At 68.3% G+C, this 23,692-nt stretch carries 20 protein-coding genes; 6 read left to right on the forward strand and 14 right to left on the reverse strand.

From position 1 onward, the window contains the following. Window positions 1-12: 12 nt before the first annotated feature. The 4 genes from ACOOGH_RS04040 to ACOOGH_RS04055 form a co-directional block, all read right to left on the reverse strand. The gene (locus tag ACOOGH_RS04040; RefSeq protein ID WP_420447692.1) at window positions 13-864 is read right to left on the reverse strand and encodes a DUF4097 family beta strand repeat-containing protein; all 852 of its coding nucleotides are present in this window, start codon (window positions 862-864) and stop codon (window positions 13-15) included. Then, window positions 864-1,610: a zf-HC2 domain-containing protein gene (locus tag ACOOGH_RS04045; protein WP_420447693.1), complete on the reverse strand. Its 747-nt coding sequence runs from the start codon at window positions 1,608-1,610 to the stop codon at window positions 864-866. The genes ACOOGH_RS04040 and ACOOGH_RS04045 overlap by 1 nt, the downstream gene beginning before the upstream one ends. 8 nt (window positions 1,611-1,618) lie before the next feature. Further along, on the reverse strand, window positions 1,619-2,200 hold the full coding sequence (locus ACOOGH_RS04050; protein WP_420447694.1) for an RNA polymerase sigma factor: 582 nt from the start codon (window positions 2,198-2,200) through the stop codon (window positions 1,619-1,621). A 79-nt stretch (window positions 2,201-2,279) separates the two neighbouring features. Next, window positions 2,280-3,164: a DMT family transporter gene (locus tag ACOOGH_RS04055; RefSeq protein WP_420447695.1), complete on the reverse strand. Its 885-nt coding sequence runs from the start codon at window positions 3,162-3,164 to the stop codon at window positions 2,280-2,282. Window positions 3,165-3,264: 100 nt separating this feature from the next. Between ACOOGH_RS04055 and ACOOGH_RS04060 the strand changes: the two genes are divergently transcribed. Together ACOOGH_RS04060 and ggt are read left to right on the forward strand one after the other, a co-directional pair. Next, window positions 3,265-4,134 (forward strand): cyclase family protein, encoded by an 870-nt coding sequence (locus tag ACOOGH_RS04060; RefSeq protein WP_420447696.1) that lies wholly within the window; start codon window positions 3,265-3,267, stop codon window positions 4,132-4,134. A 113-nt stretch (window positions 4,135-4,247) separates the two neighbouring features. Continuing rightward, window positions 4,248-5,984 (forward strand): gamma-glutamyltransferase, encoded by a 1,737-nt coding sequence (gene ggt, locus ACOOGH_RS04065; protein WP_420447697.1) that lies wholly within the window; start codon window positions 4,248-4,250, stop codon window positions 5,982-5,984. A gap of 23 nt (window positions 5,985-6,007) precedes the next feature. Here the strand turns inward: ggt and ACOOGH_RS04070 are convergent, their stop codons facing one another. After that, entirely contained in the window at window positions 6,008-7,675 is a 1,668-nt protein-coding gene (locus ACOOGH_RS04070) for an N-acyl-D-amino-acid deacylase family protein (protein ID WP_420450059.1), read from the reverse strand. Between the two features lie 157 nt (window positions 7,676-7,832). Here ACOOGH_RS04070 and ACOOGH_RS04075 point away from each other — a divergent pair, with 157 nt between their 5' ends. Together ACOOGH_RS04075 and ACOOGH_RS04080 are read left to right on the forward strand one after the other, a co-directional pair. Further along, window positions 7,833-8,666, forward strand: coding sequence for a prohibitin family protein (locus ACOOGH_RS04075; protein WP_420447698.1), 834 nt, complete (start codon window positions 7,833-7,835; stop codon window positions 8,664-8,666). A gap of 111 nt (window positions 8,667-8,777) precedes the next feature. After that, the gene (locus ACOOGH_RS04080) at window positions 8,778-9,710 is read left to right on the forward strand and encodes a PDZ domain-containing protein (RefSeq protein WP_420447699.1); all 933 of its coding nucleotides are present in this window, start codon (window positions 8,778-8,780) and stop codon (window positions 9,708-9,710) included. Here the strand turns inward: ACOOGH_RS04080 and ACOOGH_RS04085 are convergent. Together ACOOGH_RS04085 and ACOOGH_RS04090 are read right to left on the reverse strand one after the other, a co-directional pair. Then, window positions 9,707-10,777 (reverse strand): PA0069 family radical SAM protein, encoded by a 1,071-nt coding sequence (locus ACOOGH_RS04085; protein WP_420447700.1) that lies wholly within the window; start codon window positions 10,775-10,777, stop codon window positions 9,707-9,709. The two genes, ACOOGH_RS04080 and ACOOGH_RS04085, sit on opposite strands and share 4 nt — an antisense overlap. Before the next feature lie 126 nt (window positions 10,778-10,903). Then, window positions 10,904-11,524: a hypothetical protein gene (locus tag ACOOGH_RS04090; RefSeq protein WP_420447701.1), complete on the reverse strand. Its 621-nt coding sequence runs from the start codon at window positions 11,522-11,524 to the stop codon at window positions 10,904-10,906. Between the two features lie 190 nt (window positions 11,525-11,714). Between ACOOGH_RS04090 and ACOOGH_RS04095 the strand changes: the two genes are divergently transcribed. Beyond that, window positions 11,715-13,478: an amidohydrolase gene (locus tag ACOOGH_RS04095; RefSeq protein WP_420447702.1), complete on the forward strand. Its 1,764-nt coding sequence runs from the start codon at window positions 11,715-11,717 to the stop codon at window positions 13,476-13,478. Window positions 13,479-13,502: 24 nt separating this feature from the next. On the opposite strand, the gene ACOOGH_RS04100 is transcribed toward ACOOGH_RS04095, so the two are convergent. The 6 genes from ACOOGH_RS04100 to ACOOGH_RS04125 form a co-directional block, all read right to left on the reverse strand. Next, entirely contained in the window at window positions 13,503-14,594 is a 1,092-nt protein-coding gene (locus tag ACOOGH_RS04100) for a hypothetical protein (protein WP_420447703.1), read from the reverse strand. Window positions 14,595-14,618: 24 nt separating this feature from the next. Continuing rightward, complete coding sequence (locus ACOOGH_RS04105; protein ID WP_420447704.1) at window positions 14,619-15,329, reverse strand: hypothetical protein; 711 nt, start codon at window positions 15,327-15,329, stop codon at window positions 14,619-14,621. Between the two features lie 118 nt (window positions 15,330-15,447). Next, on the reverse strand, window positions 15,448-17,289 hold the full coding sequence (locus ACOOGH_RS04110) for a DUF4153 domain-containing protein (protein ID WP_420447705.1): 1,842 nt from the start codon (window positions 17,287-17,289) through the stop codon (window positions 15,448-15,450). Beyond that, the gene (locus tag ACOOGH_RS04115; RefSeq protein ID WP_420447706.1) at window positions 17,286-18,452 is read right to left on the reverse strand and encodes a pyridoxal phosphate-dependent aminotransferase; all 1,167 of its coding nucleotides are present in this window, start codon (window positions 18,450-18,452) and stop codon (window positions 17,286-17,288) included. The genes ACOOGH_RS04110 and ACOOGH_RS04115 overlap by 4 nt, the downstream gene beginning before the upstream one ends. Then, window positions 18,449-20,404, reverse strand: a complete 1,956-nt coding sequence (locus ACOOGH_RS04120) for a cation:proton antiporter (RefSeq protein WP_420447707.1) — start codon at window positions 20,402-20,404, stop codon at window positions 18,449-18,451. The genes ACOOGH_RS04115 and ACOOGH_RS04120 overlap by 4 nt, the downstream gene beginning before the upstream one ends. Beyond that, complete coding sequence (locus ACOOGH_RS04125; RefSeq protein ID WP_420447708.1) at window positions 20,401-21,312, reverse strand: DUF3810 family protein; 912 nt, start codon at window positions 21,310-21,312, stop codon at window positions 20,401-20,403. The genes ACOOGH_RS04120 and ACOOGH_RS04125 overlap by 4 nt, the downstream gene beginning before the upstream one ends. Window positions 21,313-21,478: 166 nt before the next feature. On the opposite strand from ACOOGH_RS04125, the gene ACOOGH_RS04130 reads away from it, so the two are divergent. Continuing rightward, window positions 21,479-21,988 (forward strand): hypothetical protein, encoded by a 510-nt coding sequence (locus ACOOGH_RS04130; RefSeq protein WP_420447709.1) that lies wholly within the window; start codon window positions 21,479-21,481, stop codon window positions 21,986-21,988. 6 nt (window positions 21,989-21,994) lie between these two features. Here the strand turns inward: ACOOGH_RS04130 and ACOOGH_RS04135 are convergent, their stop codons facing one another. Further along, window positions 21,995-23,626, reverse strand: coding sequence for a hypothetical protein (locus tag ACOOGH_RS04135; RefSeq protein WP_420447710.1), 1,632 nt, complete (start codon window positions 23,624-23,626; stop codon window positions 21,995-21,997). Window positions 23,627-23,692: the final 66 nt, after the last annotated feature.

The following is a 23,692-nucleotide window of genomic DNA, read 5'->3' on the forward strand; positions in this document are numbered from 1 at the left end:
GTGGGTTTGTGGCTACTTGAGATCGGGGGTGCGCTCCCCCGGCCGGATGAGGTGGATGTCTCCGTCGAACGACTTCAGCGCCACCGCGGCCGACCCGTCCCCGACCGTGAACTGTCCCCCCCGCAGGCGGCCTCCCCGGAACTGCACGGGGAACGACGGGACGAGTTCCCCGTCGAAGGTGGAGACGGAGATGCGGGCGCCCGCGTCCTCCGGAACGACGAACGTCACATCGCCGTCGTGACTGCTGAGCGCGTAACTGCCTTCCGCGTGAAGGGCGCCGTCGTACCAGACGTCGCCGTCCACGGTGGTGACCGAGAAGGCGCGTGTATCCGCGTTGGTGACGACGATGTCGGCGTCGATCCCGCTGATGCTCATGGCTCCCGAGACTTGATCGAGCCACACGTCGCCGTCCGTCACGCTGACCGTCGCGGCGCCGGTGTTCGAGATCCGCACCGCGCCGTCCAGGGTAGCGACGCTGACGCCTGCCGCTCCGCCGATCTCCACGTCTCCGTCGGCCGTCCTCACGTTCACCGTGCCGCGGAAGATGCCGGCGACCGTGATGTCTCCCTCGTGCCCGGCCACGCTGACGTGGACGTCCTCCGGAAGCCAGACGAGGAAGTCTGCGCCGTCCCCGCCCGGGCTCGCGCCGAGCCGAATCGTGCCGCCCGAGGACTGGACGCGGATCCTCCCGTCATCGTCGTCGAGCACGACCCGCGCCTCGCGGCCACCGGTGCCCATCACGCGGACATCTCCCTCGCGGTGTTCGATTTCGATCCGCGCCCCCTCGGGCACCGCGAAGGTCGTGTCGCGCGCGCCGGGGCCGGTCGCCAGAAGAGCCGCCAGGAAAACAGTCGCCGGCGTCATCAGTCGGTCCCTGCGAGCTGCACGGCCTGTGCAAGGAATTCCGACTTGCGCCGCATCGTGGTCTCCATGTGCTGCTGGAGGTAAGGATCCTCGGGTAGCTCAAGCAGCGCCGCCCGCGCGTCCTCGATGGCACGGTCGATGGTCACGAGGGCGCGGCGGATGCGTGCCACCGTCTCCGGGGGCAGCGGTCGCTCCGAGTCGAACAGCACCCGCTCGAGTTCGGAGATCAGGTCGGCGTATTCCTCAGCCCTCGATCCGCCGCCCTCCAGGGTCGAGGCGTTCTGTACGCCCGCGGGCATGAGCGACGGAGTGCCGAGTCCCGGGGTGGCGCCCGCGTTACCCGGCCCCCCCTCGATGTCGTCCCCCGCCACGGCCATCCACACGAGGGCGGCCGAGAGCCACACCAGGGCGACGCCCGCCGCGAGTTGCGGTGCGAAACGGGCGAAGCCGCGCGTGGTCTGGCGGCGCCGGGCCGGAGGCTCCGCGCTCTCGATCCCCGCGTCATTGACGGCGGGAACGCCGATACGCGCCGCGATGCCCGGCCACAGGTCCTCGACCGGTTCTCGCGGACTGACGCTCGCGGCACGGTCCACCACGTCCTCCAGTCGAAGGAGCGTCCGGGCGCATTCCTGGCAGCGGTCCAGGTGCCGCTCGATCAGGACCTCCTCCTCGGCTCCGAGGCTGCCGTCGAGATACTCCGACAGGCGATCCCGGAAACGATCCTTCCGCTGTTCTCGATCGGTCATCGGCTCAACTACCTGTCCAGGTGCCGTCTCAGAATCATCCGCGCCCGATGCAGCTGCGACTTCGAAGTGCCGGACGTGATCTCCATCAACTCCGCGATCTCTCGGTGCTTGTATCCCTCTACGTCGTGCAGGACGAAGACCTCGCGCGCCCCGTCCGGGAGTCGTTCGAGAGCGACCTCGAAGTCGAGGCGGATCTCGATCGTGTCTTGCCGCGCCCTGGCCGCATCCAGCGGGAACTCGCTGGCCACTTCCCGTTCCCTTTGCAGCTTCAGGGCCCGCAGCCGGCTGCACAGGAGGTTCACCGCCAGCCGGTACAGCCACGAACTGAAGGCCGACTCGCCGCGAAACGTCCCGAGCTTCTCCCAGACCCGCACGAACACATCCTGCGTGAGTTCGTCCGCCCGCTCGCTCCCGGCCATGCGGCACGCGAGCCCGTACACCCGCGCCACGTGGGCTCGGTAGAGCCGCTCGAACGCCGCGCCGTCCCCGAACGCCGCCGCCCGCACGTCCGCCGCGACGCCGACCAAGGCCGGTCCCGCTGCCGATTCGTCCGACCGGTGCTCCCGGGATTTTCCGTTCGGTTCGATCACATCCTGGCCTGCGTTTCTGTGTCGATCTTGAGACGCGCCCTGTGCCGGGAAGGTTGGAGTCGCGTTTGTGGCGCGTCCATCAGGGATGCCCTTCGACGATGGCGGACCGTGGCTCGAGCCGAAGCGCGATGACCCCGGCGAGGATGAGTGCGGCGCCCATCCACTGCCCGGCCGAGAGGCGGTCTCCGAGCACGGCGGCGGCGAGTGCGAGCGTTACGGCGGGCTCCATGGTGGCGGCGGTCGCGGCCCTGCCCGGGCCGATCCACTGGATGCCGATGAGGAAGGCCGTGATGGGGATTGCGGTCGAGAAGAGGCCGATCGCGCCCAGGAGGAGCAGCGGCGCGGGAGCGAGGGGCACGCCGATGCCCCCCGTGGCCAGCCCGGCGACCGAGATCGCGACGGCGGTGGAGGAAAGGACCGTGGCTGTGGCGGAGATGGGCGGCAGATCGGCGAAGACCCCGTGGCTCCGCACGATCCACGCCGCGAGAAACACGACCGCGAGCACGATGAGCCCCACCCCGAGCGGGTCACCCCCTCCCAGCCCCGTGCCGACGGTGAGCGCGCACCCGGCCGTGGTCAGCGCGAGGGCGGCGATGCGGCGGCGCGTCAGCTGTTCGCCGATCCAGAGGCGCGCCAGAAGCACGGTCATGGCCGGATAGCTGAACAGGACGAGCGTCGCGACCGAGGCCGGCAGGCGGTCGAGCCCGAGCATGTAGAATGTCGCGTTGGACGCGTAGATGAGCCCCAGAAGACCAAGGCTGAGCAGGCGCGCACGCGGCGGTCTGGGGCGTCCTGTGACCGCCACGAAGATCCACAGCAACCCGCTCCCGAGCAGAAAACGCCAGGCCAGCAACGGCAGCACGTCAACGCCCTCGGCGAGTGCGAGCTTGGCGAAGATCGGCAGAGCCCCATACCCGAGGCAGGCAAGGAAGACGACGAGGAGACCCCGAGTGACGTTGCGCATGTGCGAATCTCGCTTCGCCAACCGCGGGTCGCCACTTTCAGGTGCCGGGCGGCCCGATGGACGGTCGCTCGACAGCCCGGGAGAGAAGAGGAGAGGGACCATGACGAAATCGGACCTTTCGCGTTCGGCCGCCGCCGCCCTCATCGCGTGCGCCACGGCGGCTTGTTCGGTCTGGGTGGAGACACCCGGCGACACCCGGGCTGTCCCGGAAGAACCGGACGGAGAAGCTCCGGGAGCGCTCGATCTGGAGGGCTACAGCCTGGTCGACCTTAGCCACGCCTTTGGCGACGAGACGGTCTACTGGCCGACGGACACCGCGGGGTTCGCGCTGGAAGAGCTGGCCTTCGGCGAGACCGAGGGCGGTTACTTCTACTCTGCCTACGCCCTGGCCACGGCCGAACACGGCGGCACCCATATCGATGCCCCCATCCACTTCCTCGAGGGAGGGCCCGACGTCGCATCGATTCCGCTCAGGCGGCTCGTCGGCCCGGCGGTCGTGATCGACATGACCGCTCAGGCGGCGGCAGATGTCGACTATCGGCTGACCGTGGCGGATGTCGAAGCGCACGAGGCGGAGCACGGCCGGATCGAGCCCGGGAGCCTGGTCCTCCTGCGCACGGGGTGGAGCGCGCGCTGGCCCGACGCCCTTTCCTACCTCGGCGACGACACGCCCGGCGATGCCTCGCAACTCAACTTCCCGAGCTACGGCGAGGAGGCCGCACGCCTTCTTGTCGATGAGCGCGGGGCCGCCGCCCTCGGAGCCGATGTGGCCTCCATCGACTACGGAGCCTCCACCGATTTCATCGTGCACCAGATCGTCGCGGCGGCCACCGCGCCCGGTCTTGAGAATCTCACGAACCTGGACCGCCTGCCGGCCCGCGGCGCGACCGTCATCGCCCTGCCCATGAAGATCGCGGGCGGGTCGGGCGGCCCCCTGCGCGCGATAGCGCTCGTGCCGCCCTCGAATTGACCGCAGCCCTTCCGTGCCGCTCTGCCGGCCGCTCTTTCCGACCGCGCGGAGTCACCCGACATTGCGCACGATTGCGCGACATTGCCCGCGGAACCCGTAGAGGAGGCTCCCCGATGCCCCGGAAGCACGCGTTCGCCGCCCGGACCCTCGCCCTGTGCGTGTCCATCACCATGGCCGTCTTCGCGCCGCTCGCCGCCCAGTCGGGCCGCATGGCCGCGCCTTCGCGCGGGGGCATGGTCGTGAGCAGCCACTATCTCGGTTCGGAAGCGGGCCAGGAGATCCTGGCGAAGGGTGGAAATGCGGTCGACGCGGCCGTGGCCACCGCCTTCGCGCTCGCCGTGACCCTGCCATCCGCCGGGAACATCGGGGGCGGCGGCTTCCTCGTGTATCACGGGGCGGACGGCGAAGTGACGACGTTCAACTTCCGCGAGAAGGCGGCGCTCGCGGCCACCGAGCGCATGTACCTGGGCGAGAACGGCGAAGTCCGGGACAACTCGAACCACATCGGCCTGCTCGCGATCGGCGTTCCCGGCACGGTGGCCGGCATGTGGAAGGCGCACCAACGCCTGGGCCGCCTGCCGTGGGCGGATCTCGTCGAGCCGGCGATCCGGCTGGCCGAGGACGGCATGCCCTCCACGTGGGCGATGCGGAACTGGCTCGGCTCGCTGCCCGGCCGGGCAGGCCCGCTCTATGACGCCACCCGCGCGGCCTTCCTCAAGGATGGCGTCCGCATGTACGAGCCGGGGGAGACCTTCCGGCAGCCGGACCTTGCCCGGACGCTGCGCCGCATCCAGGCCGACGGACACGACGGCTTCTACCGCGGCGAGACGGCGAAGCTTTTGGCCGACTTCATGGCCGAGCACGGGGGTCTCATCACCGAGGAGGACCTGGCCCGTTACGAGGCGGACGAGTTGACCCCGATCCACGGGACGTACCGGGGCTACGACGTCTATTCGATGCCGCCGCCCAGTTCCGGGGGCACGGGACTCGTGGAGATGCTCAACATCCTCGAGGGATACGACCTGGCGGAGATCGGGCACAACTCGGCGCTCTACCTGCACCTGCTAACCGAGTCCATGCGGCGCTCGTACGCGGATCGGGCGCTCCATCTCGGCGACCCGAAGTTCAATCCGGACATGCCGATCGATCGCCTGACCTCCAAGGCCTATGCGGATCAGTTGAGGGCGAGCATCGACATGGAGCGCGCCTCCCGAAGCGATTCGGCGGCGTTCAACGGCGCCTTCCTGCGCGAGAGCGAGGAGACGACGCACTACTCGGTGGTGGACTCCGAGGGGAACGCGGTCTCGGTGACGTACACGCTCGAGTTCGGCTACGGGTCGAGCATCGTCGTGCCCGGCGCCGGCTTCCTGCTGAACAATGAACTCGGCGACTTCAACGCGATTCCGGGCCGCACCAATTCACGCGGTACGATCGGGACGCCGCCCAACCTCGTGGCGCCCGAGAAGCAGCCCCTGTCGAGCATGACGCCGACGATCGTCGCGCGCGACGGCCGGCCCGTGCTCGCGATCGGGAGTCCGGGCGGCCGCACCATCATCAATACGACGCTTCAGGTCGTGCTCAACGTCGTGGATCACGGGATGACCGGATCCGAGTTCGGCCGGGCCATCGAGTCGGCGCGGATTCACCACCAGTGGTTCCCCGACGTGACGTCCTTCGAGGAATGGGGATTCTCGCCGGACACAAAGCGCTTGTACGAAGCCATGGGACACGTCATGAGAACCCGCGGCGGGCAGGGGCAGGCGATGGGGATCTACATCGACTGGGACACGGGACTCCGCTGGGGGGCCTCCGACAGCCGGGCCTTCGACGGCGGCGCGAGAGGGAACTGACGCCCCGGGGCATTCATAGCCTGTCAGGACGGGTCGGCGGCGCCCTCCCAGCCGGGGCCCCTTACCACCTGTCCGGGCGTGGCGCCCGTCGGCTCGCCTTCCGACAGCACCTGTACGCCGTTCACGAACACGTCGCGCACACCGGTCGACAGTTGGTGCGGCTCCTCGAAGGTCGCGTGATCGGCGATCGTGGCGGGGTCGAAGATCACCACGTCGGCGAAGGTTCCCGGCGCGAGCCGGCCGCGCCCCTCGATCCGGAGGTTGGCGGCGGGCAGCGACGTGAGCTTGCGGACCGCTTCTTCCAGCGGGACGATTCCCTCGTCGCGCACGTACCGGCCCAGAAGCCGTGAGAAGTTTCCGTACGCGCGCGGGTGTGTGCTCGAGCGCACGAAGGGTTCCTCCGGGGCGAGCGACCCGGCGTCCGACCCGAAACTCACCCACGGCAGGGCGACCTGACGGCGCACGTTGTCCTCGGACATCATGAAGTAGACCGTCCCCACGCGGCTGTCGTCCTGCACGACGAGGTCCATCGCGGTCTCTTCGATGCCCGTGCCGCGCATCTCCGCGATATTGGCCAGCGTCCGGCCGGTCAGGTACTTGAGCGAGTCCTGCCGGAAGCCGACGAGGAGCGCGCGGTCGGGGGATCCGGCGGCGAGCAGCAGGTTCTCCCACTCGTCTGTGGGCGTCCGCATCTCCGCCGCGATCCGCTCGCGCGTCTCGGGATCGCGCAGCCGCTCGATCATGGCGGCGTGCCCGCCCTCGTGGATCCACGGCGGCATCGCCGCGTCGAGCCCGGTCGAGCCGGCCGTGTAAGTGTACATGTCGGCCGTGATCTCGAGTCCCGCGGCCCGGGACTCCTCCACGCGCTCGATGACCTCGTCCAGCTTCCCCCAGTTGTCGCTGCCGGCCGCCTTCAGGTGATAGATCTCGGCCCGTACGTCGGATTCCCGCGCAATCGTGATCAATTCGTCCACGGCTTCGAGGAGGCGGTTCCCCTCGCTCCGCAGGTGGGAGATGTAGCCGCCGCCGAATTCGCCCGCGGCGCTCGCGAGCGCGATGAGTTCATCGGTGTCGGCGTAGAAGGCCGGCGCGTAGATGAGCGACGATCCGACCCCGAGAGCGCCCTCGCGCATCGCGTCCCGCACGAGGTCCTGCATGCGGCCCAGCTCCTCGGTGGTCGGCGGGCGGTCCTCGTGGCCCAGTTCGTGGACGCGCACCGTCGTCGCCCCGATGTAGGAGGCCACGTTCGTCGCGACTCCGCGCTCCACCAGGTGGTCGAGGTATTCGCCGAGCGACGTCCACGGGACCTCGAAGCGCACGTCGCCCTGACGCGCGAGCATGTCCGCCTTCATCTCCGGATTCAGCGGCCCCATGGAGTTGCCCTCGCCGAAAACCTCGAGCGTGACGCCCTGCCGGATGTCGCTCAGCGAGCGGCCATCGACGATGAGCGATTCGGTGGCCCACGAAAGCATGTTGATGAAGCCGGGCGAGACCGCGAGTCCCGTCGCGTCGATCGTCGTGGCGGCAGAGGCCGAGGCGAAGTCGCCGATGCCCGCGACCCGGTCCCCGGCGATCGCCACGTCGGCGGTGCGAGGGGCGTCGCCGGACCCGTCGTAGACCGTCCCGCCGCGGATGATGATGTCGTAATCAGGCGCCGGAGCCGAACAGGCCGACGCAACGAGCGGCGCCATCAGCGCGGCACGCAACAGCTGTCGAATCACAAATGATCCTCCGGCCGGGAGTGTAGCAGCTTATGTTGCTGTGAACCCATGTACGATACCGTCCGTGTGGCCGCTCCGCCCACGGGCACAGTCTCAGTTTTTCGGAGGACGAGAAATGGCTCAGTCAGTGAAATCGCTTCGTATCGGCACGGTGGCCGCGGTCGCCGGTGCCCTGTTCGTACTCATCCTGCTCGTGTTCGGCTTCAATCGCATCGACGAGTACGAGGTGGCGGTCAAGCGGAACCCGGTCACCGGGGCCGTCGCGCCCCGCCCCTACACACAGGGGCTGCATCACAACATCCTGCGCTCGTGGACGAACTATCCGCTGCGGGAAGTCCAGTATCCCGCCGGGGGCCAGGCCGAACGTCTGGACGCCCTCACCTCCGACCAGCTCCAGATCGCGGTCGACGCGGCGTATCGCTACCGGATCAACGCGGACAGCGTCGTCCATCTCTACCTGACGGTGGGGAATGAAAACGCGGTCGCCTCGTTCGTCTACAACACCTACCGCTCCGCCATCCGCGACGCGATCGCGGAGATCGAGGCCTCGGACATCCTGTCCACAAACCGGACGGGCATCTCCGGCCGCATCGAGGCGCTGATGACGAGCCGCCTCAACCCGCGCGGGGTCGAAATCACCGACTTCTTCGTGCGCGAAGTCGTGCCGCCGGAAACGATCCGGGAGGCGATCGAGGCCAAGCTGTCGCGCGAGCAGCAGGTGCAGTCCGAGGAGTACCAGACCCAGGTCGTGGTCGAACAGGCGAACCAGCAGCGCGCCGAGGCCGAGGGCATCCGGGACGCGCAGGACATCATCGCCGAGAGCCTCGCCGGCATCTCGGGCCAGCGCTACCTGTACTGGCGCTACCTGGAGATGCTCGGGAAGATCGGCGAGGGGGAGAACAACATGGTCATCGCCCCGACCGAGGGCGGCATCCCCCTCTTCTTCGCGCCTGACCGGTAGCAATCACGGGCTGCCGGACTCGGGCAACCGACCTCCCTCCCCGGAGTGTCCGACCCCACAGGAAACGTAGTCAGTAGCTCACTGATTGGGGGATGATCCCGGGGAGGATACATGAAGGACTGGAAGGATTCGCTCGGCATCGGGCTAGCCGTGGCGTTGGTCGCCGGCCTGTACGCGGGCGTCGCGCCGGCCGCGGCCCAGGAGGACGAGGACGCGCGTCGCGCAGCGGTGCGAGTATCGTACCCGGGGAGCGGCGGATACCTGGGCGTGGACGTCACCGACGTCGACGACGAACGCGCCTCTGAACTCGGGATGCCGCAGCCCCGCGGGGTCTACATCTTCGATGTCGTCGACGGGGAACCGGCTGCCGAAGCCGGCCTCGAGAGCGGAGACGTGATCGTGGCCTGGAACGGCGAGCGTCTCGAGAGCGTCGCGCAGCTGCGGAGGCTGACGGGCGAGACGCCGCCGGGGCGCGCCGTGGATCTCACCGTGCTGCGCGACGGTGCGGAACGCGATGTGACCGTTGAGCTTGCCGGGCGGACGGGCTTCGCATCGAGGGGTGGGATGACCTTCATTTCCCCGCAGATCGACCTGTCGCGCGCCTACTCCCCGTCTTCGCGAGACGCGCGGGAACGGGCGCTCGAAGTGGAGGAACGGCTCCGGGATGCCCGGGAACGAGCCGCGGAGGGGTTGAACCGCGTCTTCTTCCTTGGGGGGCGCCCGCGGCTCGGCGCGAACACTCAGAGCCTCGGCGATCAGCTCGCGGAGTACTTCGGGGTGGAGGCCGGCGTGCTCGTGACCTCCGTGCACGAGGATACGCCGGCCGCGGAGGGCGGCCTGCGGGCGGGTGACGTCATCGTCGGAATCGGCGATGAGGATGTCAACGACCCCAACGACCTGCGGGAGGCTCTCGCCGATGTCGAACCGGGGGAGGTGTCGGTCCGCATCGTCCGCGACGGCGCGGCGCAAACGCTCACCGTCGAGTTGGAAGACCGGGAGGGTGCCTTCAGGTGGCGGCGGGGCGTAGACGACCCCGAAGGTTAGTCGAACAGGCCCAGTTGGGGGCCGGCCCTCGGCGGCCGGAAGTGTTCTGTCGAGAGGTCGTAGTCGCGCGGTTCGATTCCCTGTTTCGCGCGCGCAAGCGCGAAGAGCCGCGCGACCTGTTCGGCGAATGGGCCGCGCCCCCGCATCCGCTCCCCGTAGTTTGACGCGTACAGGCTCCCGCCTCTCAACTCCCGCATGCGGTTGAGCACCTTCTGCGCCCGGTCCGGACAGTTGCGCTGCAGCCAGTCCTCGAACAGGGCGGCGACCCCGAACGGAAGACGCAACATGATGTAGATCGCCCGCCCGGCTCCCGCCTTCGCCGCCGCTTCCACGATGGCCGGGATCTCATGATCCGTGAGCCCGGGAATCACGGGTGCCACGTTCACGCCGACCGGGATGCCCGCATCCGCCAGGCGCGCGATCGCGTCCAGCCGCCGCTCGGGCGTCGAAGCGCGCGGCTCGAGCCTTCGCTGTAGAGAGCGATCCAGCGTCGTGATGGAGAGTTGCACCTGCACGGCGTCGTAACGCGCGAGTTCACGTAGGAGGTCGATGTCCCGCGTCACCCGGTGGTGCTTGGTCACGATCCCCACCGGGTTCCGGGCCTCGGCCAGCACCTCGAGGCAGCGGCGCGTGATCCCGAGTCGGCGCTCCAGCGGCTGGTACGGGTCCGTCACGCCGCTGAGCACGAGTACCTGCGGCTCCCATCGCGGCGACGCCAGTTCGCGCCTCAGGAGCGCCGGTGCCTCCGGCTTCACCAGGATGCGGCTCTCGAAGTCGAGTCCGGCGGAGAGCCCGAGGTACTCGTGAGTGGGCCGCGCGTAGCAGTACGAGCACCCGGTCTCGCACCCGCGGTAGGGGTTCAGGCTGGCGTCGAAGCCGAGGTCCGGGCTGTCGTTCCAGGAGATGATCGAGCGGGAGCGGTCCTCCAAAATCTCCGTCTGCGGATCCGGGTCGGAAGCGAGCGTCCAGGCTTCCCGCTCGACCGCGAGAGGGAGGAAGCGGTTTGCCGGGTTGTGCGCGCTGCCGCGTCCCCGGATCGAGCGCCGTTTCTCCGAAACTCCGCGCATCCGTCAATCCAATGGGCGATATTCGGCATTTATTCGGTACATTGAACCCAAATGATCACAGGCACTTCGGTGAGTCAAGTCCGGGGGGTGACCAGGACCACCTTCGGTGGGGCGGGGCTCTCCGGGCTAGAAGCTGATGCCGAGGCGCAGGGTCAGCGTGTCGTGTCGGGGGTCTCCATCGCCCCTGAGTACGCCAGACCCGATGGGGACGGCGGATCCCATCAGCGAACCGAGTCCGAATCCATAGCGTACTTCGGGCCAGAGACGGAACCCGACGTCCGCTTCGAAGCCGATGCCGAACTCGGCGCGAACAGGCCGTGCCTCGAGCAGGTCGTCCACGCCCGAAAACGAGCTGGACGGGAAGGTCAGCACGGGCCCGGCGAATATGTAGGGTTGAACGAGCGGCATCGGGAGTCGGATACGGAAATCGAGCGGGAATTCCAGGAGGTCGACGTCGAACTCGATCTCCTCCTCGCCGGCCATCGCCACGAGATCGGGTATGCGGTGATAGATGACGGCCGGCCGGATGGAGAAGGCCGCCAGGTTGAAGTTCAGGAACACGCCGACGTGATAGCCGTCGGCAAGATCCGTGAGGCCGAACCCGTTCTCCGGCAGGAACTCGCCGAGAGTATCCCGGTTGTAGCCCGCGAGGACACCGATCTGGGCCTCGACCGCGGACGGAAGCGCGCAGGCGAGCCCCACCGCAAGGCCGGCTCCCCACCATCTGGCGCTGCGCTGTCTCCTCATCGCGACGGTCCTCAGTCTCCCGTTATTCCCATGAAGCCGCGCAGGTTACGCGGGCCTGGAAGGACTCCGTGAAGTTACCGGCACCGCATCCGGACGGGAAGCTGCCGTGGCTGTGGCGGCTTGCCTGCTGTGCGTCATCCGTGGCGGGCCGCTATGATCAACCTAACTGCTCCAGACCGAGGTCAGAACCATGATTCGACATCGTGAAGTGCCGTCCGCCTTCGTTCGATTGCTTCTCCTCTCAACGCTTGCAGCCTGCGCGCCAGATGCCGGGGATTCGGCGGACGCCGACGGGGGACTGCTGGAGGGAGAGGCCGAACTTGTACTGACCAACGGCAAGATCGCGACGCTCGCGGGCGAGGGCGGGGAGGTCGTCAGCGCCCTGGCTTCGAGGGACGGGCGAATCGTCGCGCTCGGCGCGGACGGCGACGTCTCCGGCTGGATCGGGGAGGGCACCGAGGTGATCGACCTCGGAGGCCGGCTCGCGATCCCCGGTTTCATCGAGGGGCATGGCCACTTCATGGGTCTGGGTAACGCCCAAATGATCCTCGACCTGACCGCCGCCGACACGTGGGGCGACATCGTCAGCCTCGTGGGGGAGGCGGCCTCCAGCGCAGAGCCGGGGGCCTGGATCAGTGGACGCGGGTGGCATCAGGAGAAGTGGAGCGAGCCGCCCGATCCGATGGTCGAGGGACAGCCGGTCCACGATGGTCTCAGCTCGGTGAGCCCCGAGAATCCCGTCATCCTCACGCACGCGAGCGGCCACGCTTCCTTCGTGAATGCAAAGGCGCTGGAGTTGGCGGGGATCGACGCCGACACGCCGAACCCGGCGGGCGGCGAGATCGTGCACGACGCGACAGGACGACCCACGGGCGTTCTGCGGGAGACCGCGCAGGGGTTGGCGCGGAGGGCATTCAGCGAGGAGGAGGCAAGCCGCTCGGAGGCGGAGCGCGATGCGCGTGCCCGCGAACAGGTGCGGCTCGCGAACCAAGACCTGCTCCGGAAGGGAATCACGAGCTTCCAGGACGCGGGGTCCGGCTTCGGGACGGTGGACCTGCTGAAGAGGCTCGCCGATGAGGGCGGCTTGCCGGTCCGGCTGTACGTGATGCTGCAGGGCGGGGCCGAAGCCCTCGAGGGGCGACTGGACGAGTACCACATGATCGGGTACGGCAGTGATCGGTTGACCGTGCGGTCGATCAAGCAGGTCGCGGACGGGGCGCTGGGCTCGCACGGGGCATGGCTGCTCCAGCCCTACTCGGACATGCCGTCGACCACGGGGCTCGCCACGAACCCCCCGGAGGCGATCGAGCGCGTGGCGCGGCTGGCCATTGAGCACGGCTACCAGGTCAACACTCATGCGATCGGGGACCGGGCGAACCGCGAGGTGCTGGACCTGTACGAGCGCACCTTCGCGGACCATGCGGACATGAGCGACCTGCGCTGGAGGATCGAGCACGCGCAGCACATCGATCCGGCGGACATCCCGCGCTTCGCCGAACTCGGGGTCATCGCCTCGATGCAGGGCGTCCACGCCTGCTCCGACGGCCCCTGGGTCGCCCTCCGCCTCGGCGAGGGCCGGGCGCGCTCGGGCGCGTACGTGTGGCAGGATCTGATGAGGGCCGGGGCCATCGTTACGAACGGCACCGATGTTCCGGTCGAGGACGCGGACCCGCTCGCGAGCTTCCATTGCACGGTCACGCGCCTGGTCGACGGTGGGGCGACCTTCTACGAGGAACAGGCGATGACGCGTGAGGAGGCGCTCCGTTCGTACACGTGGGCGAACGCGTTCGCGGCGTTCGAGGAAGACCTCAAAGGGACGCTCGAGGTCGGGAAGCTGGCCGATGTCACCGTACTCTCGCGGGACATCCTCACGATTCCCGCTGACGAGATCCTGGAGACGGCGGTGGACTACACGATCATCGGCGGCCGCGTGGAGTACAGCCGGGAGAACTGAGTCGGGGAGACGGGCCGGAGGGCCCTAGCGTCCGCCTTCGCGGACCGCGCCGTGTTCGACCTGGCTTCGAAGGACCCAGTCGTAGTCGGCGGAGAAGAGCGCCGCCCGGGGATTCGCGGCGGGCAGGTCTTCCAGCGGGATGAAGGCGCCGGCGATGGACCCCATGCCGCCATCCTCGATCACCGAATCGAACGGGTTCAGGTACTCGACGGTGATCCGGTAGCGGTGCTCGGGAACGACGAGCACGCCGACGCCGCGCCCTCGGTACACGAGCGCCGGGATGTCGACCACGCGCCCCTCCTCATCGAGCCTGGGCTGGATGTCGTACAGCACCTCGCCCGTCGAGAGGTTCTCGAATCGGAGCCGGGACGCGTGCGCATGGAGATGACCGCCGAGCCCGATGATGAGCCCGCGGATCGCGGGACTCGCGTCCCACGTCTTGACCGAATGGCCGGGCGGAAGGTCCCAGGCCTTGGTCGTGGAGACCTCGGGGTACATCGCGTCGAGGTGGAACGGCGCGACCGGGTACACGGGCAGGTGGGCGAGGCGTTCGTACTCGAGCGTCAGATGCACCGTTACGTCCTCGTAGTCCACTTCCGTCGGATTGTGCAGCATGGTGAGAGCCAGGAATCTGGAGCCGCCCTTCATAGGGATGCCGAACAGCCATCCCGGGAGGCTCAGTGGCGGAGTCTCGTGGCTCGCCGCCAGCACCCTGAGCATGATCGGCAGGAACAGCTCGCGCCGTCCCGGATCGAGCAGGTTCATGTGATGCAGCACGAGGCGCGGCACCGGTCGGCCCTCACCGTCGATGATGTGCGTGCGGTAGCCCCGGATCGTCAGGTCGAAGGGGATTGAGCCTTCCTGCACGGGCAACTGGGCCATGTGATGTGAGGAGCGGGCGGGGAGGTCGATCGGACCCAGGATGACCGCTAGTTCCTTGCGTTCCGGGTCGTCCACGATACGGATGCTCGCCGTGGATGTCGTCGGTCGGCCGGCGTCCGCCGTCATGGTGTGCCCCGCGTGCGCCGCCTGCCCGGATGCAGAGGGCACAAGGCCGGCGAGCGAGACTGCGGCCAACACCGCGGCCGCGCCGGCCAGCGTGCTGCGGGGTGTCACGCGCCTCTCGAATCCGACCGCCGGTTAGCGACCGCCCTCAAAGTTATTGAGATCCTCGAGCAGATCGAGCAGCTTCTCGATCCGCTCCCGGAGCTTCTTCCGGTCGAGGTTCGCATCCACGTCCAGCCGGATCGCCGCCGCATCCAGCGCGGACCCGGCTTCCGCGGCCCTCAGCGACCATGTCTCCCCGTGACGCGCCGCGCGCAGCCTGATGTCCGCCTCGGCCGACCCGGCCGGGGCCTTCTCGATCTGATCGATCCACAATCCCCCGTGCGGCGCCGCTGATGGACTGCGCGAGGCCACACCCAGCGCATAGAGCTCCCCGAGCCGCGCGGATCGCGCGTCCACCGTGATCGTGACGCGAGGTCCGGCAGAGGGAGTCACGTGGATCGCCTGTTTGATGGTCATCGGGGCGGATTCGGACTGGACGTGCTGGCCGTGTGCGTCTCCGTGCCCCAGGCGGTCCACCCATGCGCCCACGGCGCGCTCGATACGACCGTTGATCCGCCCGGCCGTGTGGGCCGTCCGGCGAAGCTGGCTGGCGGCTAACCGTTGCGGTGCGCCGAGCGCCCCTGGCGGATCCGCCCGTTCGAGCGCCGTCGCGACGCGATCCAGCGTCGCCGTACTCGCCTGTGCCGGCCCGGGCAGACTCGTGAGGTGGGAAACTGCGGCCCAGGCCCCGATCGCCAGGGCCCAGAGGGTGAAGGCGGCGGCGACTCTTCGAATCAGCTTCACGTCGGCTCCAGGGGCAGGGGCGGTATCCGATCTCAAGACATACGCGCAAGCGCCGGGCAGGTTCCATCCCATGGGACAGCGGGGCGGCGTGAAGGGTTGGTCTCACCCATCGGAGCCGCTATCCCCCGGGCTGCTGCAGCGGGGAGTCCTCGGCGCGGATGAGCAGGAGCGTCCCGAATGCGCGGACGGTTCTCAGCTCCCCCTCCGGATCACGCATCCGCAGTTGCGTCACCTGGACACTGGCCGTCACGCCACCGCCGGAGGCATCGAGCCGGAGCGAATCCGACGGCAGTTGTACTCTTCCCGGCGAGGTCGCGGTTCCGGCGCGGCGGGCACGGGCGACCAACGCTTCGAACCGGACCGTGGCCAGTTCGCTGCCGCCAAGGCGAATCGTCGTCCCGAGGCTGTCCGCCGTTGCCTCGAAGGTGAGCGAATCGCCATGGACCGTGTACTGTCCTCCAAGCAGGTCGACATCGGGGACGGCCTCGTCGAACCCGGACACCGGGACGACGGCGTACCGTCCCCCCGGGGCGGAGATTTCGACGAATCCGGCGGGGTCTGCCACAAGTCCGCCGGAGGGTACGAGCCCGAAGTGTTCGGCGATGAGCGTCGCGCGGCGACCGGCCTCCGAGACTCTCACCGAGGCCTCGGTTCCATCGCCGATCGTATCCACGGTCGTCACCCCGCCCTCGAACCACTCGTCGATCCCGGATGTCCCGTGCCACGAGATGAGGTAGAGCAGGACATCGTTCACCTGCTGCCAGTCTTCGTTCGGGATCTCGAGCGCGGCCGGCGAAACCCTGCCGTCCGTCAGGACCCCGTGCGTTGAGAGAAGATCCTCGAGTCGTCCCACCTGGCTCCGCTCGGCCACGGCATAGGCGGACCAGGGCCCGACGAAAGTGATGGCGCCGATGATCGCGAGGGTGAGCGGGATCCACTTGATCTCGCGCGACCGCGTCACCGTATAGAAGATGGCCGCGCCCGCCAGCCAGACCCCGAGCAGGAGGAGGAGGTACCGCCGCTCGGTGATCCCGTACTGTCCGATGCGCTGCCCGATGGCGAGCAGAAGCATGACGATGGACGGGATGATCAGGATCCAGAAGAGGCGGGCGTAGGTGTCGATCCAGGCGTGGCCTTCCTGCCCGCGGCGGGGATGCACGAGGAGGAGCGAAAGGATCCCGAAGGCCGCCAGTGCCGAGACGAGAAGGCCGATCCACCCGCTGGGCCACGTCGTCGTGATCACGACACGTCCCAGGTAGGCGGTGAGGATGGTCAGGTATACGGCGACGAGCGGGAGGAGCACGTATTGGGCGAAGACGCGCAGACCCGCCGGATAGTCGTCGCGCCGCTCCAGCCGCTGGAAATCGTCCGGCACGCCCGCGAGCACGAACCACGTTTGGAAGACGAAGCCGAGGAAAAAGAAGAGTCGGCCGTAGTTCTCATCGGCGATGTCGATATTGAAGAGATTGTCGATGCCGAACATCGCGATCGAGAGTCCGCCGAAGAGAACGCCCGTGTAGATCGCTCCGAGGCCGAAGCGGAAGAAGAGCGTGCGATTGAAGTGCCAGAACCCGTTCGGCTCGCGGACACCCAGGTAGACGATGAACGCGACGAGCAGATGCAGGGTCGCGGTCAGGTGAAAGTGGCGGAGGCCGGCGATGTTCTCGCCCCAGTTCGGCCACTGCCAGTAGTAGAGGGCCAGCACGGCCAGCCCCAGTCCGCGCAGCGCCCAGTGCCGCGGCCAGGCGAGTTTCCAGCGCTCCGCGAACAGCGTGAGTCCCGTGAGCAGCGGAAGGCCGAGGGCCGCGGTGGCCACGAGGCGGAGTTCGGCCGCCGACTCCGCGTTGATGGCCCGCATGGCCGCGATGGCCGCGATGGCCGCGCACGCCAGAACCACGGGGAAACGCCGGGCCGTCGCCCACGCGGCGGCGGCGAGCCGCTCTACGGAGGGGAGCTTCACACGCGCGCCCTGATCGTCACGAGTCGCTCGGCGGCCTGCTCGAGCAGAGCCTCCGTCTTGCAGAAAGCAAATCTCACGAGCTTGCGTCCGTCCTCCGGATCGTGGAAGAAACTCGAACCCGGAACCGGGGCCACGCCGACCTCGCGCGTGAGCCAGAAGGCGAATTCATCATCCGGCAGCTCCGAGAGATCGGAGAAGTCCACCAGAACGTAGTACGCCCCTTCCGGCTGCCGGCAATCGAACCCGGCCTCGACCAGCGCCGGATAGAAGAGGTCCCGCTTCGCGCCGTAGAGATCGGCGAGCCCCTCATAGTACGAAGGCGGGAGCATCTCGAGGCCCGCGGCCACTCCCTCCTGAAGGGGCGCGGCGGCTCCCACGGTGAGGAAGTCGTGGACCTTGCGGATCGCGTCCGACAACTCGGGGTGCGCGACGATCGTCCCCATCCGCCACCCCGTGACCGCGAAGGTCTTCGAGGCCGCGCTGATGGTGATCGTCCGGTCCCGCATGCCGGGGAGCGTCGCCATCGGGATGTGGCGGGCGCCGTCGTACAGGATGTGCTCGTAGACCTCGTCGGTGATCGCGTACGCGTCGAACTCCTGGCACAGGATCGCGATCTTCTCGAGTTCATCGCGGCTGAAGACGCGGCCGGTGGGGTTGTTCGGCGTGTTGACGATGATCGCGCGCGTGCGGTGACTGAACGCCGTCCGCAGCCGGTCGAAGTCGATCCGCCACTCCGGAGTCAGCGGCACGAAGACTGGGGTCGCGTCGCAGAGCGTGGTGTCCGGACCGTAGTTCTCGTAGAAAGGCTCAAAGACGATGACTTCCTCGCCCGGGTCCACGACCGCGAGGAGGACGGCCATCATCGCCTCGGTCGCGCCGCACGTGATCGTGAGGTGCGCCTCGGGGTCGACATCCATGTCGTACCAGTCGCGATAGCGGGCGGAAAGCGCGTCGCGGTAGCGCTTGCTCCCCCACGTGATCGCGTACTGGTTCACGTCGTCGTAGATGGCGCGGGCGGCCGCGATCTTGAGCGTGTCGGGCGACTCGAAGTCGGGGAAGCCCTGCGAGAGGTTGATCGCACCGTGCTCGTTCGAGAGCCGGGTCATCATCCGAATCACGGATTCCGTGAAGCCGTGCGTGCGCCGGGCGGTATGAATTCTCATGGGCTCGAATCTGGCCCGTCACCCGGAGGCGTGCCACCGGGGTCGGCCGCCCCATCCTCTTCGGCCACCCCTCCGTCCTCGCCGGCCTCGGCTTCCGGTCGGCGGAATCCGGCCCGGGCGAGGCGCGGTTCCACGAGTTCCGTCTGTGCGCGCAGCCAGCCGAACCAGACCACGTCGCCGGGCTTCAGCGTCGTGCCGCTGGACACCGGCTGTTCGCGCCTGCCGCGCCGGTGCACGAGCGCGAGAGCGGGCGACCGGCGGTCGGCCAGGGCCTCGATCTGGGTGACGCGCAGACCGGCGACGCCCTCGAAGATGAGGGGTTCGATCTCCACTCGATCCCGCCGGAAATTGTGTGCCCAGCGCTCGAAGTCGACCCCGAACCCGAAGAGTACGGCCGCGCCGCTCTCGTCGACCTGTTCCGGTCCTACTCCGGGTGAGAGCGGGTCGATGGCCACGATCCGGCTCACGCCCGGGGAGCTCTCCTCGATTCGTTTCGCGATGAGAAGGTTCACGCCTTCGTTCGGCGTGAGTGCCACGACAGCGCGGCGCGCGTCGACCCCGGCCTTGATGAGCGCGCGCGACTCGTTCGCGTTGCCGAGCACGACGCGGAATCCGTCGCCTTCCGCGGCCCCGGCTTCCGTCGGGTTCGTGTCGATGAGGACGATGGGGGCGTTCCCGCTGCGTGCGGCGCGCAGAGTGCGGGCGAGCGCGCGCCCGATGGGGTTGGCTCCGACGATGGCAAACCCGTAGTTGGACGGCTTTCGGACCCGCAGCAGGCGCGCCATGAGGCCGCCCGTGCCGCCGAGTACGATGACCGTGACCGCGATGACGAGGAAGACCATCGCGCGCAGTTCGTTTCCTTCCGCCTCCATCCCGCTGTGCGCGAGTTCCGATGCGAACAGCGAAGACACGGCAAACGCGACGATGCCGCGTGGGGCGAGCCAGGCGAGGAACGCCTGCTCGTTCCGGCGCAGGCCCGCGCCCCAGGTGCAGAAGAGGACACAGAGGGGACGAACGATGGCGACGAGCACGATCACGGTCACGATCCCACCGGCGCCCAGCGCGACGACATCGCCGAGGTCCACGGCCGCCGAGAGAAGGACGAAGAGAAGTCCCACGAGCAGGAAGGTGAGTTGCTCCTTGAACTCGACGAGTTCGCGTGCGTGACGGGGCCCCATGTTGCCGACGACGAGTCCGGCGATGGCGACGGTCATGATGCCGCTCTCGGGCAGGATGGCGTGCGAGGCCTGGTAGAGCGCGAGCACGCTCGCGAGCGTGAAGATGTTCCGGAGGTCGGACGGGATCGCGCGGCGCATCCTGAGCAGCCCGCCGATGATGAAGCCGCCCGCGACGCCGATCACCGAGCCGAGGCCCAGCCGCGTGAGGAGTCCGAGGAAGCCCGCCCCCACGTCGCCCGCCGTCGACGAGAGCGCGATCTCGAACGCGACGACCGCGAGGATCGCCCCGACCGGGTCGATGAGCACGCCCTCCGCCTCGAGGATCGTCCGCAGGTTTCTGCGCAGGCGGATCCGCCTCGTGAGCGGGTTGATCACCGTCGGACCGGTGACCGAGACGAGCGCGCCGAAGAGAAGCGCAATCCGGAAGTCCCAGCCCAGCGCGAGCATCGCCGTGACGGTGGCCCCGGCGATCGTGATCACCGCCCCCAGGGTGATCAGCCGGCGGATCGTGAGCGCTTCGCGCCGCAGCCGGTCGATGTTGAGTTGCAGCGCCCCCTCGAACAGGATCACGGCGACCGCGAGTCCGACGATCGGATTGAGCCCTTCGCCCAGCGTGTCCGGCCGCACGATGTTCGCGAACTCGGGCCCAAGGAGGATGCCGGTCGCGAGCAGGAAGAGGATGCCGGGGATGCGGGCATGCCGCGCGACGGACTGCGCGACGACGCCCGCGGTGATGGCGAGGGCGAAGGTGAGCGCCGGATCCTGCAGGTTCACGAGTCGGCGTTCCGCTCGGTCGCGAGAAGGAAGTCCGTGAAGCCTTCGTCGTAGTCGGAGAGGCCGTTCTGCCCCGTGAGCTTCATGCGGGCGTTGTAGGCGTTCTTCATCATCGGACCCACCACGCCGCCGACCGGGCCCTCCGCGGGGTGGCGCACCGCGAACGCGTCCTTCAGCTCCTCCCGGAGACCCAGGTCGTCGAGGAGGCCGTTGTATGCGGCGGCGTCCCGCTCCGCCAGCACCCACAATTGGCGGTCCAGGCGCTCGCAGTGGGCCGACTGCTCGAGCACGGGTTCACCCGAATCCACCAGCGCGAGATAGCCCAGGATCTGCGCTTCGACCTCCTTCATGTATCCCTTGCGGTGGCAGAACTCGTGCGCGATCACATGGGGTTCGAACACGCCGGTGCTCCTGAAGATCGCGACATCGCCGGTCAACGGGTCCGCCGCCCCGAGCGCGAACGGGAACACGATCTGCGCGAGCATGAAATCCCGGACCTGTGCACTCGTTTCCAGCCGCTGCCCGGTGAGTTCCGCGAGGAAATCGGTGAGGTGCAGGTCGACCTGCTCCGCCAGTTCCTTCCGCGGCGTCCGCATCGGCACGTAGTTGGCGTTCAGCCGCTCGACCAGACCCTCGACATCCCGTCTCCGCTCCTCCTCGGAGGCCGGGGGCGGGGAGAGCGGGTCGAAGCCGAACGCGTCCTCGAAGTCCACGCGGCGCGCGTCCGCCCGGATCGCCCAGTCGACGAGGGCGCTGCCCGCGTACACGCTGAGAGCTGCCGCCTGTACGACCCGGCCGGCCGGACTCAAACCGAAGAGGAGTCTGGCCGCGATGGGGGCGGCCACCAGCAGATCGGAAGGCGCGATCGGGAGGTACGTCGCTATGTTGGGAATGCGGAGTCTGTCCATGGGCCCTCGTACGCGGGTCGGTGGACGAAAGTCCGGGATCGGCGGACGGGGTGCAACCGTCCGGGCCCCGGCGACGTCCCACTCCTGTCGGTAAGCGGGGCGGGACCGACGATGAGTCCGGGAACGCGCATCCGGGAAACGGCGACTGAGAAACAGAGAGGGATACATGCGTCGAAGCACGTCGGGAGCGCTCATCGTCCTGCTCGCGGCCGTTGTGGGCGGGCCGCCCCTCGCCGCGCAGGAAATCAAGGTCGGGGGCCAGGTCACCTTCGGCGACGACGCGGACTTCGGCATCGGCCCGCGCGCCCAGGTATCCCTGCCCTGGATCGACCCCGGAATCCGGGTCGCTGCGTCCTACGACTACTTTTTCCCCGACTCGGGCCTGACCGACATCGGTGGTGACTTCGACTACCGCGAACTGAACTTCAACGTCCTCGGAGACATCTCGGTCCCGAGCGTGACGAACCTCATCCCCTATATCGGCGGCGGGGTGAACGTGGCGTGGGAATCGGTTCCGTCCGGCGGCATGGAGCGCACCGAAGAGCGACTCTTCGGGATGAACCTCGTTGCGGGCTTCCGCTTTCCGCTCGTCGGGTTCACACCCTTCGTCGAGGCGAGGTACGAACTCGAGGGGGGACAGCAACTCCTCGTGGCCGGCGGCATCCTCTTGCCCTGAGAGGCGCTAGAAACGTAAGCCGCCGCCGGCGCTGAAGGCCCACCTCGATCCTTCGCTGTCGGCGATCCCTCCGCCGAAGCGGTAACCGAGGTTGAGATTCGTCACCTGCGCGAACGAGGACAGCGGAGAACCTCCGAACACGGTCACGCCGATGTTGCCCCCGAGTCTCGGGTCCTGATCGGCATACCAGGCGCCTCCGTAGTCGACGAACGCACCTATGCCGATGCCGGTCAGATTGGCGAAATTGTCGACGAGATAGGAGCGATGTTCCACCGTGGCCTGGAGCGTCCGGGTACCTATGAAAGCGTGCGGCCCCCACAGGCGGGGGAGGATCTGGAAGCCGATGTCGTGCTCGGATCCCGGCCGGGGCGACTCCTGGACCCCGCCGATGGCGCGCAGGAAGGTCGTGTTGCGATCGGTCGCACGCACGGCCGCCGTTCCGCTGCCGTACACGTATCCGGAATCGAGGCCCGCGGAGTTGAACAGTCCGCTGCCATCGAGATAGCCCTTGAGGATCGCCGAGCCGGCCCGCCTTCCGGAAGCGAGGCGAAGGCGTGCGCCGACCCCCGTGGACTCGTACCCGAGTGCCTCGTGCGCGAGCTTCAAGGAAAGGAACACTTCGTCGCTCAGATCCTGGTCCTCCTCGGCGAAGCCGTTGAAGTGCTCCACGCGTTCGAACCGCGCGCGCCGCCACCGCACGAAGGCGCCGACCAGACCGTAAACCGAGTCCGGGACGGTCGCATAGAGGCTGTCGACATCCACGTCGGGATTCTCCAGCCGCAGGTGCTCCTCGTGGCGAACCTCCAGCGTGGCCCCAACGCGCAGGAACCCGCGTGGGCTGGCGATCGGTGCGATCGTGCCCGTGAAGCGGTTGATCAGCGCGCGCCGACGCCACTCGACCGTCTGGAGTTCGTCCGGGTTGTCCCGGCGATACTGCGGGATACGTCCCTGGAAACTCCGCCCCTCGTAGTAGAATGCCGAGCGATCCGAGAGGGAGCGGAACGGGTTGGCGACGGTCCACGAAACGACATCGCGGTCCGACAGGTTCTGCCACGTTCCGCTGGCCGACAGCCGGGTCGACCCCACCCGGTTGGACGTCAACCGCAGGTCCATCCCGTCGCGGTCCGTCTCCCGCACGTACCACACGCGCATCGCGTTCCCGGTGCCGGCGAGGTTGATCTCGGTGACGCCGAAGGTCCCGGTGATGGTGCCGTCCGCCGCGAGCCGGCCGGTGAATCGGGGCTGCAGGCTCCAGGCTTCGCGCGTGCGCACATCCAGAGCCAGCTTGCCGTCGTCCGTCCGTGCGGTATCCACTCGAACCCGGTGAAACAGGCCGAGGCGGCGGAGATTGCGCTCGCTCTCGGCGGTCAGCGACGAGTCGGCCGACGACCCAGCCCCGAGGAGGAGTTCGCGGCGGATCACCCAGGCATGCGTCATCGCGTGCAGCCCGTTTCCCAGACGGTAGATGAAGTTCCTTTCCGCGTCCTCGGGGAGAAACACGTCACGTCGGGTGATGATGACGGTGTCGATGATCGCGCCGCCGCCGGCGTCCGTCCCTTGGACGGATGAGGGCACCTGCGCCCACGCCTCGGGCGTCAGAAAGAGGCCCAGCATTGGAACGAGTCGGGCGACGTTCATGCCCCGGAACGGGGCGGGGCGAATCCCTCGGGTCCGAGGGGCCGCTGCTTGAATCATGGGGCGGGA

This window comes from Candidatus Palauibacter sp. (genome assembly GCF_965213655.1).
Taxonomy (GTDB): domain Bacteria; phylum Gemmatimonadota; class Gemmatimonadetes; order Palauibacterales; family Palauibacteraceae; genus Palauibacter.

Bases quoted from the DNA above. Each gene is read 5' to 3' on its own strand.
- ACOOGH_RS04040 (WP_420447692.1), bottom strand. From the start codon at position 864: ATGACGCCGGCGACTGTTTTCCTGGCGGCTCTTCTGGCGACCGGCCCC.
- ACOOGH_RS04045 (WP_420447693.1), bottom strand. From the start codon at position 1,610: ATGACCGATCGAGAACAGCGGAAGGATCGTTTCCGGGATCGCCTGTCG.
- ACOOGH_RS04055 (WP_420447695.1), bottom strand. From the start codon at position 3,164: ATGCGCAACGTCACTCGGGGTCTCCTCGTCGTCTTCCTTGCCTGCCTC.
- ACOOGH_RS04060 (WP_420447696.1), top strand. From the start codon at position 3,265: ATGACGAAATCGGACCTTTCGCGTTCGGCCGCCGCCGCCCTCATCGCG.
- ggt (WP_420447697.1), top strand. From the start codon at position 4,248: ATGCCCCGGAAGCACGCGTTCGCCGCCCGGACCCTCGCCCTGTGCGTG.
- ACOOGH_RS04070 (WP_420450059.1), bottom strand. From the start codon at position 7,675: ATGGCGCCGCTCGTTGCGTCGGCCTGTTCGGCTCCGGCGCCTGATTAC.
- ACOOGH_RS04080 (WP_420447699.1), top strand. From the start codon at position 8,778: ATGAAGGACTGGAAGGATTCGCTCGGCATCGGGCTAGCCGTGGCGTTG.
- ACOOGH_RS04085 (WP_420447700.1), bottom strand. From the start codon at position 10,777: ATGCGCGGAGTTTCGGAGAAACGGCGCTCGATCCGGGGACGCGGCAGC.
- ACOOGH_RS04090 (WP_420447701.1), bottom strand. From the start codon at position 11,524: ATGAGGAGACAGCGCAGCGCCAGATGGTGGGGAGCCGGCCTTGCGGTG.
- ACOOGH_RS04095 (WP_420447702.1), top strand. From the start codon at position 11,715: ATGATTCGACATCGTGAAGTGCCGTCCGCCTTCGTTCGATTGCTTCTC.
- ACOOGH_RS04115 (WP_420447706.1), bottom strand. From the start codon at position 18,452: ATGAGAATTCATACCGCCCGGCGCACGCACGGCTTCACGGAATCCGTG.
- ACOOGH_RS04125 (WP_420447708.1), bottom strand. From the start codon at position 21,312: ATGGACAGACTCCGCATTCCCAACATAGCGACGTACCTCCCGATCGCG.
- ACOOGH_RS04130 (WP_420447709.1), top strand. From the start codon at position 21,479: ATGCGTCGAAGCACGTCGGGAGCGCTCATCGTCCTGCTCGCGGCCGTT.
- ACOOGH_RS04135 (WP_420447710.1), bottom strand. From the start codon at position 23,626: ATGAACGTCGCCCGACTCGTTCCAATGCTGGGCCTCTTTCTGACGCCC.